Source organism: Antiquaquibacter oligotrophicus (genome assembly GCF_020535405.1).
In the GTDB taxonomy this organism is placed as follows: domain Bacteria; phylum Actinomycetota; class Actinomycetes; order Actinomycetales; family Microbacteriaceae; genus Rhodoglobus; species Rhodoglobus oligotrophicus.
Window position 1 is genome coordinate 2,827,188 of the sequence record NZ_CP085036.1, and the last position, 17,737, is coordinate 2,844,924.

Genomic DNA, 17,737 nt, shown 5'->3' on the forward strand with positions numbered 1-17,737 from the left:
GCTGTGTCCTCCTAGTTGGGCGGTCCGTCGATGACGACCGACTGCCCGCTCATGCCGGTGGATGCGGCGCTCGCGAGGAACGCGACAACCTGGGCCACCTCGCGGATGTCGATGAGGCGGTTGAACGCGTTCGATCCCGCGAAGAGCGCGAGCGTCTCCTCGGTCGTGACGCCGTTGCGCTCGGCGACCTGGGCCGCGAGCGTGCGCAGCATGGGGGAGTCGATGTTGCCCGGGCACACAGCGTTGGCGCGGGCGCCAAAGCGCGCGATCTCCGACGCGTGGCACTGCATGAAGCCGATGAGGCCGAACTTGCTCGACGCGTAGACGCTCGCGCCGCCCTCGCCCACGAGGCCCGCGGTGGAGGAGAAGTAGACGATGCTGCACTCGCGCGGGTCGGCCTCGAGGTTCAGGGATGCGGCCTGGCCGAAGTACGCGGCGCCCCGGAGGTTCACGTTCATGACGCGGTCCCACGCGTCCCAGTCGGTTGTCGCGACGGGGCCCGTGTAGTTGGTGCCGGCGGCGAAAACGAGGGCGTCATAGCGTCCGACGGAGGCGGCAGGGCCAAGCGCGGCGAGCACGTTCTCGCGGTCTGTGACGTCGATCGTGAGCCCTGCGTGACCGGTACCGGGGAGGGCATCCACGATCGTCGACGGATCGGCAAAGTCGGCGACGGTCACGCGCATGCCCTGCTCGGCGAGCACGGCCGCGACGACGGAGCCGATCGCTCCCGCGCCACCAACGACGACCACGTGTCGGGGGCTCATCGCTCGGCCCCCGCTCGCACGATCGCGTTCAGAATGGACTCGGTTCCTGGCACGATCTCTCTCTCCAGGCTCAGGGCCGCCGGCACCGGGATGCCCGGATTACCGTGTCGGCCGACATAATCGAGGGAGCCGAGACCGAAGCGCTCGATCGCCCCCGTGATGAGCTCGCCGCTCAGTCCGTAGCCGAGGTAGTCCTCGTCGACAACGAGCAATGCGCGGGTCTTGGCGAGCGAGGTGCCGATCGTCTCCCAGTCGATCGGCACGATGCTGCGAAGGTCGATGACCTCGACGTCGACACCGGACAGGATCGCCGCATCCGCCGCCGTGAGCGCGTGCCGCACCGACCCGCTGAGCGTGACGAGCGTGAGGTCGCTGCCGGGGCGCACGACGGCCGCCTTGTCGAGGGGAACGTCGTAGGCCTCGCGCGGCACGTTCGCGCCGAACTCGAAGTCCTGCGCCCGCTCGAGCAGCAGGCCCTTGTGCTCGATGAAGACGACGGGGTCGTCGGATGCCACGGCCGCCGCCATCATCCCCTTGGAGTCGTAGGGGTTGCTGGGCGCCACCACCCGCAGTCCCGGAAGGTGCCCGAAGAGTCCCCAGAGTGTCTGCGAGTGTTGGGCCGCAGCCCCGATGCTGCCACCTGCAGTCTTGATGACGACGGGCATGTCGACCTTGCCGCCCGACATGTAGGGGATCTTCGCGACGGCGTTATAGACCTGCTCGAGGCACACGCCGATGAAGTCGACGAACATGATCTCGATGACCGGGCGGTAGCCGTCCATCGCGAGGCCAACGGCCATGCCCGTGAACGCCATCTCCGAGATGGGGGTGTCGAGCACGCGCTCGGGGCCGAACGCCTTGAGGAGCCCGCGGGTCGAGCCGAAGACACCGCCTTGGGTTGCCACATCCTCGCCGATCACGACAACGCGGTCGTCGGCCTCCATGGCCAGGCGCAGACCCTCGGCGACGGCCTGCGAGATGTTGATGTTGCGCGGTGCGCTGGTCTCGTTCGTAGGGTTGGCTGTCATGGTCATGCGACCGCTCCCTTCAGGCCCGAGGCGAACACGTGGTCGTGCGCGCGGCTGCGGTCGGGCTGCTTGTCGGCGCGCACCTGCGCCAGGACCGCGTCGATCTCGGCGGAGACTTGCGACTCGAGTCGTTCGAGGGTGGCCTCGTCGAGCATCCCGCCGTCGCGCAGCTGGGCACGCAGTAACACGACGGGATCCTTCGTCGTCGTACGGTCCGTCTTCTCCGACTGGCTGCGGTACAGGTCGAGGTCGCCCTCGTAGTGTCCGCGAAACCGGTAGCACATGGCCTCGACGAGGGCGGGACCGGTGCTGCGGGCGTGGGCGACGGCGCGCCCGATCGCCTGGGACGTGGCATCCACGTCAAGTCCGTCGACGCGCTCGCCCGGGATCGCGTAGGCGACCGCGCGCTCGGCGAGCTTGGCAGTGGAGCTGGCGGCGGAGAACGGCACGGAGATCGCCCACTCGTTGTTCTCGATGACGACGACGAGGGCGAGGCCCAGCACACTCGCCATGTTCATGGTCTCGTGGAAGCCGCCCGCGTTGACCGAGCCGTCGCCGATGACGGCGAAGGCGACGGTGTCGTCCCCGCGCAGCTTGGCCGCGTAGGCGTGACCGAGGGCGACGGGAAGCGAGGCGCCCACGATTCCCGTCGTGGAGAATCGGCGCTCCTTGTCGAAGAGGTGCATGTGCCCGCCGAAGCCGCCGCACAGGCCCGTCTCCTTCTCGAAGATCTCGGCCATGAGCGGGTAGAGCGGGATGCCCTTGGCGATCGCGTGGAGGTGATTGCGGTGGGTACTCGCGAGCGCGTCTCCCTCCCGGATGTTCTCGGCGAGAGCTGCGGCGATGGCCTCCTGGCCGATCGCGGTGTGCAGCTCGCCGTGGATCTCTCTCGACGCGACGCCCGTGAGGCACGCCTCCTCGAAGCGGCGCATGAGCACCATGAGGCGGTAGCGGTCACGCCACAACTCGGGATTGTTCACCAGGCCTCCTCCAACTCCACGACCGTCCCCGCTGGGCTCCAGCAGTAGATGGCGCGCCCCTCCTCGAAGCTCACGATCTCGCCCATCGCGTTGCCGCCGGCAGCGGTGAGCAGATCGACGGATGCTTCGAGATCGCGGACCTGATACGCCCCGTGGCCGACACCGACGTGCACCGGCAGGCGCGGGTCGAGACCACTCGGAACGTTGCGCACCTCGAGGAGTTCCAGGAGTGTTCCGCTGTACGGGGCAGTGAGCTGCGCGAGGTCGCATACGACACCGTCGACGCCGACGGTGCGTTGGAACTGGTCATCCATCTCACGCACCAAGAACTCAACCTTGTAGCCGAGGGCGGATGTGTAGAACTCGATCGCTCGATCGAGATTGGCCACAACGAGGCCGGCATGGTGCCAGGACCAGGCCAGCGCGCTGCCGTGCTCATCGTGCTTGTGCATATGCGGTCCTCCGTGAGTCGGCGCCGGCCGCGAGCAATCGTGCTCCTCCCGGCGCGGTGGTCGTGACGATGGTCTGAACACTTCCGGCGTCGAACTCGTTCGCCGGCCAGTCGATGATTTCGTGACCGCGCTCCTCGAGTCCTGCGGCAACGTCGTTGCCGAGCCCTGCCTCGACGAACACGAGCGACTCACCAACCGGGTGCGGGTGGAAACCACCGGGGTAACTGGAGCCGAAGAGCCGTGGTGCCTCGACGGCGGCCTGAGGAGTCTTGCCGTAGACGTCGTGTTGCAGCATCGCCTGCACGATCGCCTGCACGATGACGTCGCCTCCAGGACAGGCCGCGGCCCACACGTCATCGCCCGAACCGAGCGCTATGACGGCGGCAGGAGTCACGCACGGGCGACCACCCGGCCGCAGGGCATTGGGGTGGCCCTCCACGAGGCGACTCTGCACACCCCGCGGGGAGCAGATGATGCCGAGTTCGGGGATCACGGGGGCGCCGTCGATCGTGTCGCTCGGTGAGGTCGAGAAAGCAGCGCCGTCGGCATCCACGACCACGATTGCCGTCGTCGAGGGAAGAGCGGGCCCTGCCTGTGACACGGTGGGCATGTTGGGCAGCGCCCGCTCGCCGATGAGGGCGGCGAGGCTCGCCAGGTGATCATCGGCGAGGAGGTCGTCAGCACTCTCAGCGGTAAACCGGGGGTCACCGTAGGCCCGCTCTCGCTCGCTGAAGGCGAGCTTGAGCGCCTCGATGATCTCGTGTGCGTAGTCCACGGAACCGTCCTGGATGGAACGGATGCCCCGCTTCTCCAGGATTCCGAGCGCCTGCGCGATGACGAGCCCTTGCGACCAGGTGGGGGTGACGTGCACGTCCCACGTTCCGAAGCGCACGGAGGGTGCTGGAGTGACATCGGCGCGGAACCCGGCCAGGTCTTCCTTGTCGAGGTAGCCGCCGCGTTCCGTGACGAAGGCCGCAATGGTCTCGGCGATGTCGCCCGCGTAGAAGAGTGTGTGTGCCGCCTCGATCGCGGCCTCGCGATCGAGGCCCTCCGCGGTGGCAGCGGCAGCGGCATCCGACAGTCGTTGAAGTGTGTTCGCGAGGGCCGGTTGGCGGAGCCTCTCACCCGCCCGAAGTGGCGACCCGTTCGGCCGGTACACGGCGCTCGATGTGTCCCAGCGAGAGAATCCCGCGCCCATCCGTTCGAGGTGCGACGCGGTGCGCGGGTCGAGCAGGAAGCCGTCGCGTGCCAGGTCGATGGGGGCGGCGAGGATCTCGGGCAGGCTCATCGTGCCGAACCTGCTGAGCGACGTGAGCCACCCACTCACCGCGCCCGGCACGATCGACGGGACCCCGCCGAGCGGGAGGGCGCCGTCGTAGGCGTTCGCGATCTCGTTGAGGTCCGCGCGCGCTCCCCACGTGCCAACACCGGCGACGGCCTGCACATCGGATGCCCCCGCCTCACGAACGAGGATCGGGGCGATCCCGCCCAGGTTGCACATCTCGACCTGCACGACGTTCGAAGCAAAGCCGGCCGCGACACCGGCGTCGATCGCGTTACCGCCGCGCCGCAGAATGTCGGCCCCGACCTCGCTCACGAGTGGATGCCCACCGACGATCGCCCAGCGCTCACCGTAGATCGTGGGGCGCATGGATTCCGCCTGGTCGAACACGCCGGGCACGATGCCCCCGCCCATTCCCGACCCCCGTGGCAGGGAGATGCCGGAGCGGGTGCTCAATCCGGTGTCGATGGTCATGCGATACGTCCTTCCCAGACGGGGCCGCCAGAGACGGACGTCTCGTAGCGGAAAAGTGAACCGGAGAGGGTGAACTCTGCGAGCTCGAGATCAGACGCGCCGACGCGCGCCGTGGTGATGTAGAGGGTCGACCCCACGAACGTGCAGCTGCTCGTTCGCAGAGCGGGGACGAGCACGTTGTCGACGACGGCACCGTCGGTGTCGATGCAGACGACCTCACCGCCGCCGAAGAGGGCGACCCATACGCGGTCGCCGTCATCGAGACACAGGCCGTCCAACGCCCCCGAGTTCTCGGGAACCCGGTAGAACTCCTCCGGGTCACCGACGTCGCCGGTGTGGGGGTCGTGGCTGCGGCGGAATATCGTGCCGGCGTCGCTGTCGATGTGGACCATGGTCGTTCCGTCGGACGAGAAGCCGAGACCGTTGGAAAAGCCGACACCGTCCTGAATGACCCGGACCCCATCGGCGCCGTAGCGCAGAAGGGCACCGGGAAGCGGCTCGTCGCCCGCGGGAACCACCCCGATCCACAGGTGACCGGACGGGCCAGCCGTCGCGTCGGACAATCGCAGTCCCGGAGCCAGGTCGAGCGGGATGCGGTGGGCCTCGTTGCCCGCCTCGTCGAAGACGGCAAGGCTCCGGTGCAGCGCTACAACGGATCCGCCGTCGGCGAGGGGGATGACGGCGCTCACCGTTTCGCCGTCGAATGAACGCACGGGGGTCGTCTTGTCGCCGTCGAGCCGGAAGAGGACTCCCGAGAGGAGGTCGCTGAAGAGGAGCGAAGGTGGACCACCAGCCCACGGCATCCATCGCGGCGCCTCACCGAGTAGGGCGGTGCCTCGTGCAGCGAGTTCGGCGATCATGCGGCACCCCCCGCGATGGAGGTGATGCGATCGAGGAGCGGTGCGAGTCGCACCAGGCGAGCTTCGCGCTCGGCGCGATCGTCGTTCAGGGCAGCGCGGAGGCGAGTGCGTGCTTCCGACGCATCGAAGACAGGGGAGCCATCGTCGACGACGCGTGCGCCGGCCACCCAACTCGACCGCACAGCGGTCGCCGTGCCCTGCTCAACGATGTCTGCGACACCGGCGCGTGTGAGGTCGAGTTCGATCAGATCTGCGGGGGCTCCGACGGCGATTCGACCGCCGAGGGGGATTCCGAGACAGGCGGCGCCACCGACTGTTGCCATGTCGAAGACCTGCTCGGCGGACAACGGCCGCGCCACGGAGTTCGAGGTTGTCAGGGCAGCTCGCATCACGTCGAAGTAGTCGGGCGCCCCGGTGTTCTGGCTATCCACACCGAGACCCACGGAGATGCCCTCCTCGAGCCACTCGGCGACGTGCGCCGAACCCACCTCGAGAGCGGCATTCGACGCTGGGCAGTGCACGAGACTGACCGAGGTCGCGGCGAGCCGAGACAGTTCGGAGCCAGTGAGGTGCACACCGTGCGCGGCGGAAAGCCGCTCGGACAGCAGCCCAGCTGCGGAGAGACGGTCAACGGGGGATCGCTCACCCGTCAGCCACGTGCGGTGGTGCCTGCTCTCGTGGAGGTGCGTATGGGAGCGCATCGAGGGGCTGGCATCGCGGAATACCTCGAGGAGGGCATCCGTTGACCAGTGCGCACCGATCGGGCCTGCACCGAGGTCAGTTGTGGGCGCGCTGGGTGTCGAGAGCCACGCGGCGACGAGTGCCGCGGTGTCATCGGGCGTGATCGTCGGTTCCGTGCGCGGTACAGCCGCCCATTCGCCCTCCGGCGGCTCGGGTGCTCCGAGGGCGCGGTCGGCGAATCCTAGGACGACGAGCCCGCGGATGCCCGTTGCTTCAAGTCCACGGAGTGCCGCCCGCGCACCCTCGACACCGAGGCCTTCCGGGTCGGCGTCGACGAAACCCTGCACCGCGGTCACACCGGTCGCGAGAAGTTCCGCGCACGCGAGGGCGGCCTCGTCTCCGGGGTCGAGGGTGGTCACGGCGGAGAGCGAAAGAATCCACGCCTCGAACTGGCGCGCACCGGCCCCGTGTTCTTCGAGCGAGATGCCCCGGAGGTGGGAGTGGGCGTCAACGAACCCGGGCGAGAGAAGTCCGTCGACGTCGATCACCGGGCCATCTGTCGCTCCACGGATGCCCGACCTGACCTCGGTGATGACCCCGTCCTCGACGACGACGGTCGCGTCGTCGAGGGGTGCGGAGTGGGCGTCGACGATTACCCGACGCGCCCTGAAGGTGGACCTGCTCACGTACGCACCGCCCATCCGAGAAGAAGACGTTCGGCGATGCTCACGACGCTGAAGAGTGCCGAGGCGACGATGGCTGAGAGGATGACGGCCGCCCACATCGTTGTGATGTCGAGGCTCAGCCACGACTGCACAACCAAACGCCCTAGTCCGCTGCCTCCGATGATCCATTCCGCGGTCATGACGCCGAGCACGGCATTGGGTGCGGAGATTTTGAGGGCAGAAACGAAGGCAGGCATCGCGAACGGGATACGCACCGCGAGATATCCGAAGATCGTCGATGCGTTGATGACGGCCAACAGTTCGATCGCCTCGCGCGGGACCGATCGCAGGCCGAGGATGACGTTGACGAGGGTGGGGAAAAAGACGATGAGGGCGGCCACAACCACCGTGGCACCCGGACCTCGTCCGAACGCGAGAGTGATGAAGGGCGCCAGCGCAACGACGGGGATAGCGCGCACGACCACGGCGATGGGATACACGATGTCGGAGAAGGTGCGCGACGCGCAGATGAGGATCGCGAGGGCGAGGCCAACCAGATTTCCGACAGCGAACCCCGCGAGAGTGGCGAGGATTGTGCTGGCGGCCGACTCCAGCACCACGGGCCAGTTCGCGTCAACGGCGATCTGGCTGGGTGTCGGCAGGATGTTCGGTGACACTCCGAGGAGCACAACGGCGAGCTGCCAGATGAGAAGCACCGCCCCGACAACAATGGCGGTCATCACCCACGCGGGGAGGGACGTGCGACGGCGGACGTGCGTCAGGATGCTCATGCTTCACCCCGACTCGATACGTGCCACGGTGCCGCCAGGCGGCCCGCGACATCGAACAAGAGCACGATGAGTCCATTGAGCGCGGTCGCCACGACGAGCACGGTCCAGAGAACGGGAACGGAGAAGGTGAACATTGCCTGGATGAGCATGACCCCGAGCCCTGCCTCGGCGCCCATCCATTCGGCGATGATCGCGCCGATGAAGGCTGCGGGGCCAGCGATCTTGAACGACGAGAAGAGGGCTGGCACTACTGCCGGTGCTCGCATGCTCACGAGTGTTCTGGTGTAGCCCATGGCGAGGACTCGACTGAGTTCGTCGATTCGGGGGTCGAGGGTGCGCAGTGCTCCCGTGAGGTTGACAAGCACCGGGAAGTAGGCAGACAGTGCGGCCACGGCGATTTTGCTTTCGGCTCCGAGCCCGAGCGTCGCGGTGAGTGGCGCCGCGATGGCGATCACGGGAATCGCGTAGATGACGAGAGCGAGTCGGTACAGTCCCTCGCCGAGCACGCGGAACCTATCCACAACAATGGCCAGCACGATGGCGGCCGCAGAACCGTACACAAACCCGAGGCCTGCCTCACTGAGGGTGATCCCTGCGTTCAGGAGCAGCGCGTACCAACGGGTGCCGAAGGTTTCGACGATGGTGGATGGCGGTACGAGAACGGCGCCGGGTCCCGCGAGTGACTGGCCCGCCCACTGCCACGCAACGAGCAGGAGGACGAAGAACACCGCCGGGATGAGCGGACGGGGGAGGGCTCTCATCCGTCTGACGTCCCGGTGTCATCGATGCCGGCCTCATGGGCGCTCAACAGGTCGGTCAATGCGCGCTCGTGCGCGATGAACTCGGGCGAGAGGGCATCGTCGATGTTGCGAGGTCGCGGCAGGTCAATCGTGCGTTCCGTGAGGATGTGGCCGGGATTGCGCCCCATCACGACAACGGTGTCCGAGAGAAATACGGCCTCGGCGACGTTGTGGGTCACGAGCAGCGCGGTGGTTCCACTCGCACTCCAGATGCGTTGGAGTTCCACGTTCATCTGACGCCTGCGAAGTTCGTCCAGTCCGTTGAACGGCTCGTCGAGAAACAGGATGCTCGGCTGCACAACGAGCGCACGTGCAATGGCCACCCTCCTGGCCATTCCGCCGGAGAGTTTCGCGGGAAGGTGGTTCTCGAAGCCGTCGAGGCCGACGAGTCTGAGCTGTTCCATCGCGCGCTCTCGCCGCTCGGACTTGCTGACTCCCTGAGCTTCCAGCGGCAGTTCGACGTTGCCGAGCGCCGACCGCCACGGCAGGAGCACCGGGTCCTGGAACACGAAACCGAACAAACCGCTCGTGCGTGCTTGGTGAGGAGTCATCCCGAACAGATCGACCGAGCCACGGGTGGGCTGGATGACGTCCGCGATGATCCGGAGGAGAGTGGATTTGCCGCAGCCAGAGGGGCCGAGGAGTGTCGTGAATCCACGCTCGGGAAGCGAGAGGCTGACACCGTCGAGCGCGGTGAAGGTCGTGCGTCCGACGGGGAAGTCCATCCCGACGGAGTCGAGAGTGACGGTCGGTGCCGTGCCGGTGCTCATGAGAGGCGCAGGATGCGGGCGAGGTTGTCACCTTCGATGAGGGCGCGATCCGCGTCGTTGGGGATCGCGCGCGCGATCTTCGCCCTCTCGAGGGCGGGAACACTTCCCGGCCAGTCGGTACCCATGACGATCTTCTCCGGGCCGACCCGCTTGTACGCCGTCTGCACTTCAAGCAACTGGGTGCTCGAGGTCTCGAGGTAGATGTGCGGGTTGCGCTCGGAGACGATGAGCGCCTCCGTGGTGTTCCATACCGTTCCCATATGCGCGATGAGAAGCGGTGCCTCGGGGAAGTTCTTCGAGATCTCCTCGATCGACAGCGGTGCACACCACGGGTCGTCGAGGGCGTTCACCAGAATCACGAGACCGGCATCGGTCACGGCCTTGAAGATCGGGTCGAGCAGTCCGTGGTCGGCGAAGTGATAGCCGTGCAGGGTGGGGTGGAGTTTCACACCCTTGAGGCCGAGGCGAGCGCACTCGGCGACCGTTTCGAGCGCATCGGGCAGTCGTGGGTTCACTCCGCCGAAGCCGATGAACCGGTCGGGGTACTTACCCACGACTGCCGCGATGTACTCGTTGTTGATTGCTTGGCCGAGCGAGCAGCCCACGGCCATGTCAACGCCAGCCTCATCGAGGAAGGGGATGAGGTCCTCCGCGGTGAAGGATTCACCGGTGAGGTAGTCGGAGTTACCCGACGCTTCCCAGATGTTGTTGTAGGCATCGATGATCATGAGCTGTCGCCCTTCCTAGTTGTGGTGGTTAGCGCAGGAGCGCGGTCTTGTCGCCGAAGACCTCGTCGAGCACCGAGGTGTCCACGACGTCGGCGGCATCGAGTGGAGCCGACAGGGTTCCGGCCTCGACGAGTGAATCGATAATGGTCTGGAATTTGTCGACGTCGAGCCGCAGGACGCCGTTCTCGCCGGCGATGAGGTCGGCCTGGATACCCGCGGCCGCAGTCTCGGTCTCAAGGTCGAGGCCACCGGTGGGGTTGACCTCGTTAACTACGAGTGCCGCGCCATCCTCCGGGTTGGCGTTCATCCACTCGTAGCCCTTGACGGTCGCGCGGAGGAACTTCACGATGAGGTCGCGGTTCTCCTCGAGATTGGTCTTCGTGGTGATGATGACGTTGCCGTAGCTCGGGATACCGAGGTCCTCGAAGTAGAGATACTCGACATCGAGGCCCTGGAGCTCGAGGGCGGCACCCTGGGCTGTGGCGTAGCCGGCGTAACCGTCGACCTGGCCCGTGACCAACTGGGTGGGGTCGGCGCCCGCGGGGACCACGGTGACCGTCGACATGTCGACACCCTGCGATTCGAGAACGGCGGTGTACTGCTCGATGCCGTTGTCGGGGAACGCGAGCGTCTTTCCTTCGAAGTCCGACGGTTCGAGCAGCGGATCCTCGGACAGGCTCATGATCGCCATCGGGGACTTCTGGAAGACGGCGCCGAGGGCGACGAGGTCCTCGCCACTCTCGATGGCCTGGAGGAGCAGCGTGTTGTCCTCGTCGCCGAGGAGCGCGGCGCCACCGGTGACCTGCTGCCAGGCGAGGATGTTCGCACCGCCCGCCGTGAACGTCGGAGCGATTCCCTCCTCCTCGTAGAAACCCTCAGCCTCACCGGCGAAGAAGCCACCGAACTGGGTGATCTTCAGCCAGCTGAGCTGGTAGTTGACGGGGGTCAGGTCGCCGCCGGAGCCGGCGTCGTCAGTGCTGGGCGCTGCGCAACCGGCGAGGCCGATGGCCACGGCTGCGGCAGCAGCGACGACGCTCGCGATTCGACGTCGCCGTGCTGATGGTGCGGTGTGCTTCATGTCGTTGCATCCAATCGGGTCAAGGTGATGGAGACGGCGTGAGCGTCGCACCGTTCGGTGCGGGCGGATCGTTCGCTCGTGCCGCAGCGGTGCGGGAACTACGCGGGCGGGGCCCTTAGACCGATGTTCCGCTCTGGATCGCAGGGGCGGCAATCGACAAGGTGGTTCGTCTCCGTCAAGTCGAGGCTACGGAGTGTAAAGTCCACGCGAGTTTCGGCAGTGCGTCAACCCTGTAAATCACGCTCTCGCGCCCGAGATTGCGCGATGAGCGACTACGAAATGTCGTCGTCGCGGTGATGTAACACGTTCGATACATCGGGCTGCAGGGCGGCGAGAAGCGACTGCGCGTCGTGCGGGGCGCGCACCTTGGAGTCGTCGTCGAAGTACACGAAGACGTCGTCACCGGAGCGTGACCAGGTGACGGTTCGCTCCGCCCATTCGGCTATGCCGTCCCCGTCGTAGCTGCCGTGGGGATGCAGAGAGGTGTGAGCGTGCAGGCGCGCATACCTGAAGTCCGCGGTGCGCTCGTCGATGACCGGCCAGCGTGAGTCGGAATCGCCGTAGACGATCGCGATTCCGTGGCCGCGCGCGAGCTCCGTGAACTCCGGGCTGGCAAAACTGTGGTGACGCACCTCGATCGCATGACGGACGGTGCGATGTGCGTCGGTCAGGAGATACTCGCTTCCGTGCATCCGGTCACTTCGTTTAGCAGCGAGCGCCGCCGCGGCTGTCGTGTCGTGGGGGAGGAGGGAGAAGAACCGCTCGAGGAGGAACGGCTCGAACTCCTGGCTGGGCGGTAGCTGCCACAGGATCGGGCCCAGCTTCGCGCCCAACGCGAGGATGCCCGAGGCAAAGAAGTTCGAGAGCGGTTCTGCCACATCGTCCAACCGCCTGATGTGGGTAATGAACCTCGGTGCCTTGACCGCGAAAACAAAATCGTCAGGGGTGGCGTCCCGCCACGACAGCCAACTCGTTGGTTTCTGTAGCGAGTAGAACGAGCCGTTGAGCTCGATTGATGTCACGTGCCGACTCGCGTACTCCAACTCCCGTTTCTGGGTGAGTCCCGCGGGGTAAAAGGTTCCGCGCCAATCGGGGTAGACCCAGCCGGCCATGCCAACTCGAATCTGCCCCGCCACGATCAGTCCTCGTAGGAGTGCTCGGGTCCGGGGTAGCTGCCGGTCTCCACGTCCTCCCGATATGCCGAGACGGCATCCGTGAGGGTCTTGCGCAGGTTGGCGTACTGCTTCACGAACTTCGGGATCCTGCCCTTGGTGAACCCTGCCCAATCCGTCCACACGAGGAGTTGACCATCGACGTGTGGACCAGCGCCGACGCCGATGGTCGGGATACGCAGTTCGGACGTCACGCGTGCCGCGGCTTCGGCCGGCACCATCTCGAGTACGACGGCGAAGGCTCCGGCATCCTCGACAGCGTGGGCATCCGCGAGGAGCTGCTCTACCTGTTCGCCTCGACCCTGAATGACGTGGCCGCCCAGCCCGTGCTCACTCTGAGGTGTGAACCCGATGTGGGCCATGACCGGGATGCCCGCCGAAACGATCCTGCGAATCTGCTCGGCACTGCGCACACCCCCCTCTAGCTTCACCGCGTGGGCGCCGGTTTCTTTCATGAACCGGAACGCCGTGTGCAAGGCCTCGTCTGGTCCGGTCTCGTATGAGCCGAAGGGCATATCGGCAACAACAAACGCGCGATTGACGGCTCCGGCGACGGCACGCGCGAGCGGAATGAGGTCGTCGATGGAGACCGGCAGTGTGGTGTCGTAGCCGTAGACGTTGTTGCCCGCGGAGTCACCGACCAGGAGGAAGTCGATTCCGGCCTCGTCGAAGATGCCGGCGGTGAGTTGGTCGTAGCTGGTCAGCCCGGTGAACTTGATCCCGTTCTCCTTGGCGCGCTGGAAATGCCGGGTTCGAACGCGCTTGAGCGCCTGCTCTGCCATGCAGTAAGTCTAGGGCGGAGCAAGTAGCCTATGAGGGTGCCGCTGGCACGCTCCCGGTGTCTACCGGATCAGTCGAAAGGGTAGTGATGGACAAGCAGCGCGACTTCGTTCTTCGGACGATCGAAGAACGTGGAGTGAAGTTCGTACGGCTCTGGTTCACAGATGTCGTCGGAACTCTCAAGAGTGTCGCGATCACCCCGGCAGAGGTGGAGGGTGCCTTTGCCGAGGGCCTCGGTTTCGACGGCTCCGCGCTCGAAGGTTTCACGCGCGCCTACGAAGCTGACCTGCTTGCCGCTCCCGACCCCGCGACCTTCCAGATACTCCCGTGGCGCGGGGAGATCGACCCGACCGGGCGCATGTTCTGCGACATCCTCACGCCCGATGGTCAGCCGTCGTTCTCCGACCCCCGCAACGTCCTGAAGCGCACCCTAGCCAAGGCCGCCGACCGCGGTTTCTCCTTCTACACGCACCCGGAGATCGAGTTCTACCTGCTCAAGTCCTCAAAGCTCAAGGGTGGCGCACCCGAGCCCGTGGACTCCGCCGGATTCTTCGACAACGTACCCGGCGGAACTGCCCACGACTTCCGTCGCCGTTCCGTGCGGATGCTCGAGGACCTGGGTATCTCCGTCGAGTTCAGCCACCACGAGGCTGGCCCCGGTCAGAACGAGATCGACCTGCGTTACGCAGACGCTCTGACGACCGCGGACAACATCATGACCTTCCGCACCGTCATCAAGGAGGTGGCGATCGAGCAGGGTGTCTACGCGACGTTTATGCCGAAGCCGCTCTCCGGCCACCCCGGTTCCGGCATGCACACCCACATGTCGCTGTTCGAAGGTGACACCAACGCGTTCTACGACGCGAGCGGCCACTACCAGCTCTCGAAAATCGGGCGTCAGTTCGTTGCGGGGCTCCTGCGTCACGCGCCCGAGATCACCGCCGTCACCAACCAGTTCGTGAACTCCTACAAACGACTGTGGGGCGGCGACGAGGCCCCGAGCTTTGTGACGTGGGGCCACAACAACCGCTCGGCCCTCGTCCGTGTTCCTCTCTACAAGCCCGGCAAGGGCCAGAGCGCGCGCGTCGAGTACCGTGCGATGGACTCGGCCGCCAACCCGTACCTCGCCTTCTCGTTGCTCCTCGCAGCGGGGCTCAAGGGTATTGAGGAGGGCTACGAACTCCCGCCCGAGGCGGAGAACAACGTGTGGGAGCTTTCCGATTCGGAGCGCCGCGCACTCGGGTACGAGGCGCTCCCCGCGAGCCTCGACCACGCCATCACCCTGATGCAGGATTCGGAACTCGTTGCGGAGACGCTCGGCGAGCAGGTCTTCAACTACGTGCTGCTGAACAAGCGACGCGAGTGGCGCGAGTACCGCGCTCAGGTAACCCCCTACGAGCTGGAGAGCAGCCTCGAGATCCTCTAGGCGCGCGGCCGACCGCCGACGCTGGTGAACCATGACGCGAGCACAGACAACGCTGACCGAACTGGCGCGCCTCGGGTTCACCGATCTCGGGGGAGCGTCCACACTCCTCGCCGAACTGGGTGCCCCCGACCTCGTGCCGGTTTTCGCGAAGGCGGCTGATCCGGACCAAGCACTGCGCCTCCTGATCGACCTTCGCGAGCGTGCACCCCAGCCCGTGGAAGCGGTGATGGGGAATCCGGATGCCTCGGCCCTCCTCATTCGCATCCTCGGGGCCTCCGAGGGCCTCGGGTCGTTCTTCTCACGGCACCCCGGCGAACTCGATGTGCTGGCGGAACACCTCGCCGCACCTCTCAGCGCTGAGGAGTACGCCGCGGATCTTTCCGCGGCGACGGAAGGTCTGAGCGGCGAACCCGCATGGATTGCGCTCAGAGTCCGGTATCGACGACACCTGGCACGACTGGCAGGCTGGGACCTCTCGCATCCGGACCCGCTTGCGGCCCTGGACACGGTCGCGGCCGCATTGGCCGACCTCGCTGGCGCGGCCCTCGACGCGTCGCTCGCGATCGCGCGTCGCGACAGCACACTCCCGGCCGACGATGTGTCCCGCACGCGCCTGGCCATCATCGGAATGGGCAAGGCGGGCGCGCGCGAACTGAACTACGTGTCCGACGTCGACGTGATCTTCGTGGCACAAGGTTCCGATGGTCTCTCGGACGACCGGGCCGTGGAGATCGCGACACGACTCGCCATGCACACCATGCGCGGGATCAACGAGCTCACCTCCGAACCATCGCTGTGGGAGGTCGACGCCAACCTGCGCCCGGAGGGTAAGGACGGCGCGCTCGTACGTACCCTCGCCTCTCACGTCGCCTACTACGACCGATGGGCGCGCAGTTGGGAGTTTCAGGCGCTCCTCAAAGCGCGACCCCTCGCGGGCGACCGAGAGCTCGGTGACGACTACGTCGAGGCGTTGGCGCCCAAGGTCTGGTCGAGCGCATCCCGAGATAACTTCGTCGAGTCCGTTCAGCGCATGAGGGAGCGTGTCACCGAGCACATTCCGAGCTCCGAGATCGACGTGCAATTGAAGCTCGGCCCCGGCGGTTTGCGCGACGTCGAGTTCACGATCCAGCTGCTTCAACTGGTTCACGGTCAATCGGATGCCGGAGTGCGTCAGCGTGCGACGCTGCCCGCCCTTGTCGCCCTCGCCGAACAGGGTTACATCGGTCGAGTTGAGGCAGCGGAGTTCTCGGAGGACTACCGGTTTCTCAGGGTCCTCGAACATCGCCTGCAGCTGTCACGACTTCGACGGACCCACCTCATGCCGACCGACCCGGAGGCGCTGCGTGTGCTGGCCAGGGCATCCGGGCTCGCGACCAACGCCAGCGATCTCACGGAGCAGTGGCAGCGGACCAAAAACGCGGTACGCAGGCTTCACGAGCGGCTGTTCTATCGCCCACTCCTGTCGGCTGTTGCGGCGCTCCCCGAGGACGGCCTCGTGCTCTCGAGCGAGCAGGCGGAGGCCCGCCTCGCGGCGATCGGATTCCGTGATCCACGCGGTGCGCTTGCCCACATCGCGGCACTGACGGGTGGCGTTTCTCGCCGCGCCACGATTCAACGCAACCTGCTGCCCGTCATGCTGCAGTGGTTTGCCGAAGGTGCCGACCCGGATTACGGGCTGCTCGCGTTCCGGCGCCTGAGCGAGGACCTGGGGGAGGCGTACTGGTTCCTGCGGATGCTGCGCGACTCATCGGGCGCGGCCCAGCGTCTCACCCATGTACTCGCGGGGTCAAAGTTCGTTGGCTCGCTGTTCGAGCGGATCCCCGAAGCGGCGGCGTGGCTCGAGAACGAGGACGAGTTGCGACCGCGACCGCTCGATCAGCTCCTCGAGGAGACTCACGCCACGGTCGCTCGACACCGCGACGACGAGGATGCCGCAGCCCTGGCGCTCCGCACGGCGCGGCGACGTGAGATCCTGCGCCTGGCCCTCGCGGGCATCGTGGGGAACATCACCATCGGGCAGCTCGGTAGAGCACTCTCGGACATCACGACCGCCATCCTCACGGGAGCCCTTGCCCTCGCCCATCGATACGGTGACGGGATCGAGTTCGGCATCATCGCGATGGGCCGATACGGCGGACAGGAACTCGGTTTCGGCTCGGACGCCGACGTCATGTACGTCTATCGGCCGGCAGGAGCCGACGGCGAGGAAGCCCAGCGCCGCGCCGAGCGCATCGTGCACGCCCTCAGTCGCTACACGGAAGATCTTCGAGTCCCTCTCGATCTCGACATCGGTCTACGACCCGAGGGTCGCAACGGGGCGATCGTTCGTTCGCTCGACTCGTACCGCGCGTACTACGCGCGGTGGTCGCTGACCTGGGAGGCGCAGGCGCTCCTCAGAGCGCGCGGCGCCGTGGGTGATGCCGACCTGCTCGCCGCTTTCGAGGAGCTCGCCGACTCTGTCCGCTATCCGGAATCCATCTCCGAGAACGACATCCGCGAGATCAAACGCATCAAGGCGCGGGTCGAAAACGAACGCCTCCCGCAAGCGGCCGACCCCACGCGACACTTGAAGCTCGGCCGCGGATCGCTCAGTGATGTCGAATGGTTTGTGCAATTGCTGGAGCTCGAGCACGGTGCTCGAGTGCCCGGCCTGCGCACGACGTCCACGCTCGGCGCGCTGGCCGCGGCCGAAGCCGCAGGACTAGTCGACACCGAGGATGCCCACAAGCTGAGAGACGCGTGGATTCTCGCATCGCGCGCGCGGTCGGCGATGACTCTGTGGACCGCCAAAACCTCGGATGTGCTGCCGAAGGACCTCCTCCAACTCGAGGGCGTCGCGCGGCTGCTCGAGTACCCACCGGGATCGGCAGGCGTGTTCGAGGAGCAGTACCTCCGGGTGACGCGGCTGGCACGCCAGGTGTTCGAGCGCCGCTTCTACGGCACCACGTCGAAGCCGCCGCCCACGACCTGACCGGATGCCCGGCATCCCGGGACATCGCACCCTGT

16 protein-coding genes are annotated in these 17,737 nt (G+C 66.3%); 2 read left to right on the plus strand and 14 right to left on the minus strand.

Features of this window, described 5'->3' with window-relative positions:
- Positions 1-11 precede the first annotated feature (11 nt).
- From LH407_RS13860 to panB, 14 genes are all read right to left on the minus strand, one after another.
- Positions 12-764, minus strand: a complete 753-nt coding sequence (locus LH407_RS13860) for an SDR family NAD(P)-dependent oxidoreductase (RefSeq protein ID WP_322133397.1) — start codon at positions 762-764, stop codon at positions 12-14.
- Positions 761-1,798 carry an alpha-ketoacid dehydrogenase subunit beta gene (locus LH407_RS13865; RefSeq protein WP_322133396.1) on the minus strand — a complete coding sequence of 346 codons (1,038 nt, stop codon included), beginning with the start codon at positions 1,796-1,798 and terminating at the stop codon, positions 761-763. Before LH407_RS13865 ends, LH407_RS13860 begins: the two co-directional genes overlap by 4 nt.
- Complete coding sequence (locus LH407_RS13870) at positions 1,795-2,772, minus strand: thiamine pyrophosphate-dependent dehydrogenase E1 component subunit alpha (RefSeq protein WP_322133395.1); 978 nt, start codon at positions 2,770-2,772, stop codon at positions 1,795-1,797. The genes LH407_RS13865 and LH407_RS13870 overlap by 4 nt, the downstream gene beginning before the upstream one ends.
- Positions 2,769-3,224 carry a VOC family protein gene (locus LH407_RS13875; RefSeq protein WP_322133394.1) on the minus strand — a complete coding sequence of 152 codons (456 nt, stop codon included), beginning with the start codon at positions 3,222-3,224 and terminating at the stop codon, positions 2,769-2,771. Before LH407_RS13875 ends, LH407_RS13870 begins: the two co-directional genes overlap by 4 nt.
- Positions 3,208-4,980: a gamma-glutamyltransferase family protein gene (locus tag LH407_RS13880; protein ID WP_322133393.1), complete on the minus strand. Its 1,773-nt coding sequence runs from the start codon at positions 4,978-4,980 to the stop codon at positions 3,208-3,210. The genes LH407_RS13875 and LH407_RS13880 overlap by 17 nt, the downstream gene beginning before the upstream one ends.
- The gene (locus LH407_RS13885; protein ID WP_322133392.1) at positions 4,977-5,840 is read right to left on the minus strand and encodes an SMP-30/gluconolactonase/LRE family protein; all 864 of its coding nucleotides are present in this window, start codon (positions 5,838-5,840) and stop codon (positions 4,977-4,979) included. Before LH407_RS13885 ends, LH407_RS13880 begins: the two co-directional genes overlap by 4 nt.
- Complete coding sequence (locus LH407_RS13890) at positions 5,837-7,207, minus strand: amidohydrolase family protein (RefSeq protein ID WP_322133391.1); 1,371 nt, start codon at positions 7,205-7,207, stop codon at positions 5,837-5,839. Before LH407_RS13890 ends, LH407_RS13885 begins: the two co-directional genes overlap by 4 nt.
- Positions 7,204-7,977 (minus strand): ABC transporter permease, encoded by a 774-nt coding sequence (locus tag LH407_RS13895; protein ID WP_322133390.1) that lies wholly within the window; start codon positions 7,975-7,977, stop codon positions 7,204-7,206. Before LH407_RS13895 ends, LH407_RS13890 begins: the two co-directional genes overlap by 4 nt.
- Positions 7,974-8,738 carry an ABC transporter permease gene (locus LH407_RS13900; RefSeq protein WP_322133389.1) on the minus strand — a complete coding sequence of 255 codons (765 nt, stop codon included), beginning with the start codon at positions 8,736-8,738 and terminating at the stop codon, positions 7,974-7,976. Before LH407_RS13900 ends, LH407_RS13895 begins: the two co-directional genes overlap by 4 nt.
- Complete coding sequence (locus LH407_RS13905) at positions 8,735-9,547, minus strand: ABC transporter ATP-binding protein (RefSeq protein WP_322133388.1); 813 nt, start codon at positions 9,545-9,547, stop codon at positions 8,735-8,737. The genes LH407_RS13900 and LH407_RS13905 overlap by 4 nt, the downstream gene beginning before the upstream one ends.
- Positions 9,544-10,275: an amidohydrolase family protein gene (locus LH407_RS13910; protein ID WP_322133387.1), complete on the minus strand. Its 732-nt coding sequence runs from the start codon at positions 10,273-10,275 to the stop codon at positions 9,544-9,546. Before LH407_RS13910 ends, LH407_RS13905 begins: the two co-directional genes overlap by 4 nt.
- 28 nt (positions 10,276-10,303) lie before the next feature.
- Positions 10,304-11,353 carry an ABC transporter substrate-binding protein gene (locus LH407_RS13915; protein ID WP_322133386.1) on the minus strand — a complete coding sequence of 350 codons (1,050 nt, stop codon included), beginning with the start codon at positions 11,351-11,353 and terminating at the stop codon, positions 10,304-10,306.
- A gap of 272 nt (positions 11,354-11,625) precedes the next feature.
- Positions 11,626-12,489 carry a DUF72 domain-containing protein gene (locus tag LH407_RS13920; protein WP_322133385.1) on the minus strand — a complete coding sequence of 288 codons (864 nt, stop codon included), beginning with the start codon at positions 12,487-12,489 and terminating at the stop codon, positions 11,626-11,628.
- A gap of 2 nt (positions 12,490-12,491) precedes the next feature.
- Positions 12,492-13,307 carry a 3-methyl-2-oxobutanoate hydroxymethyltransferase gene (gene panB / locus LH407_RS13925; RefSeq protein ID WP_322133384.1) on the minus strand — a complete coding sequence of 272 codons (816 nt, stop codon included), beginning with the start codon at positions 13,305-13,307 and terminating at the stop codon, positions 12,492-12,494.
- Positions 13,308-13,393: 86 nt separating this feature from the next.
- On the opposite strand from panB, the gene LH407_RS13930 reads away from it, so the two are divergent.
- Both LH407_RS13930 and LH407_RS13935 read left to right on the plus strand, forming a co-directional pair.
- The gene (locus LH407_RS13930) at positions 13,394-14,731 is read left to right on the plus strand and encodes a glutamine synthetase family protein (protein WP_322133383.1); all 1,338 of its coding nucleotides are present in this window, start codon (positions 13,394-13,396) and stop codon (positions 14,729-14,731) included.
- Positions 14,732-14,762: 31 nt separating this feature from the next.
- On the plus strand, positions 14,763-17,702 hold the full coding sequence (locus LH407_RS13935; RefSeq protein WP_322133382.1) for a bifunctional [glutamine synthetase] adenylyltransferase/[glutamine synthetase]-adenylyl-L-tyrosine phosphorylase: 2,940 nt from the start codon (positions 14,763-14,765) through the stop codon (positions 17,700-17,702).
- Positions 17,703-17,737 lie beyond the last annotated feature (35 nt).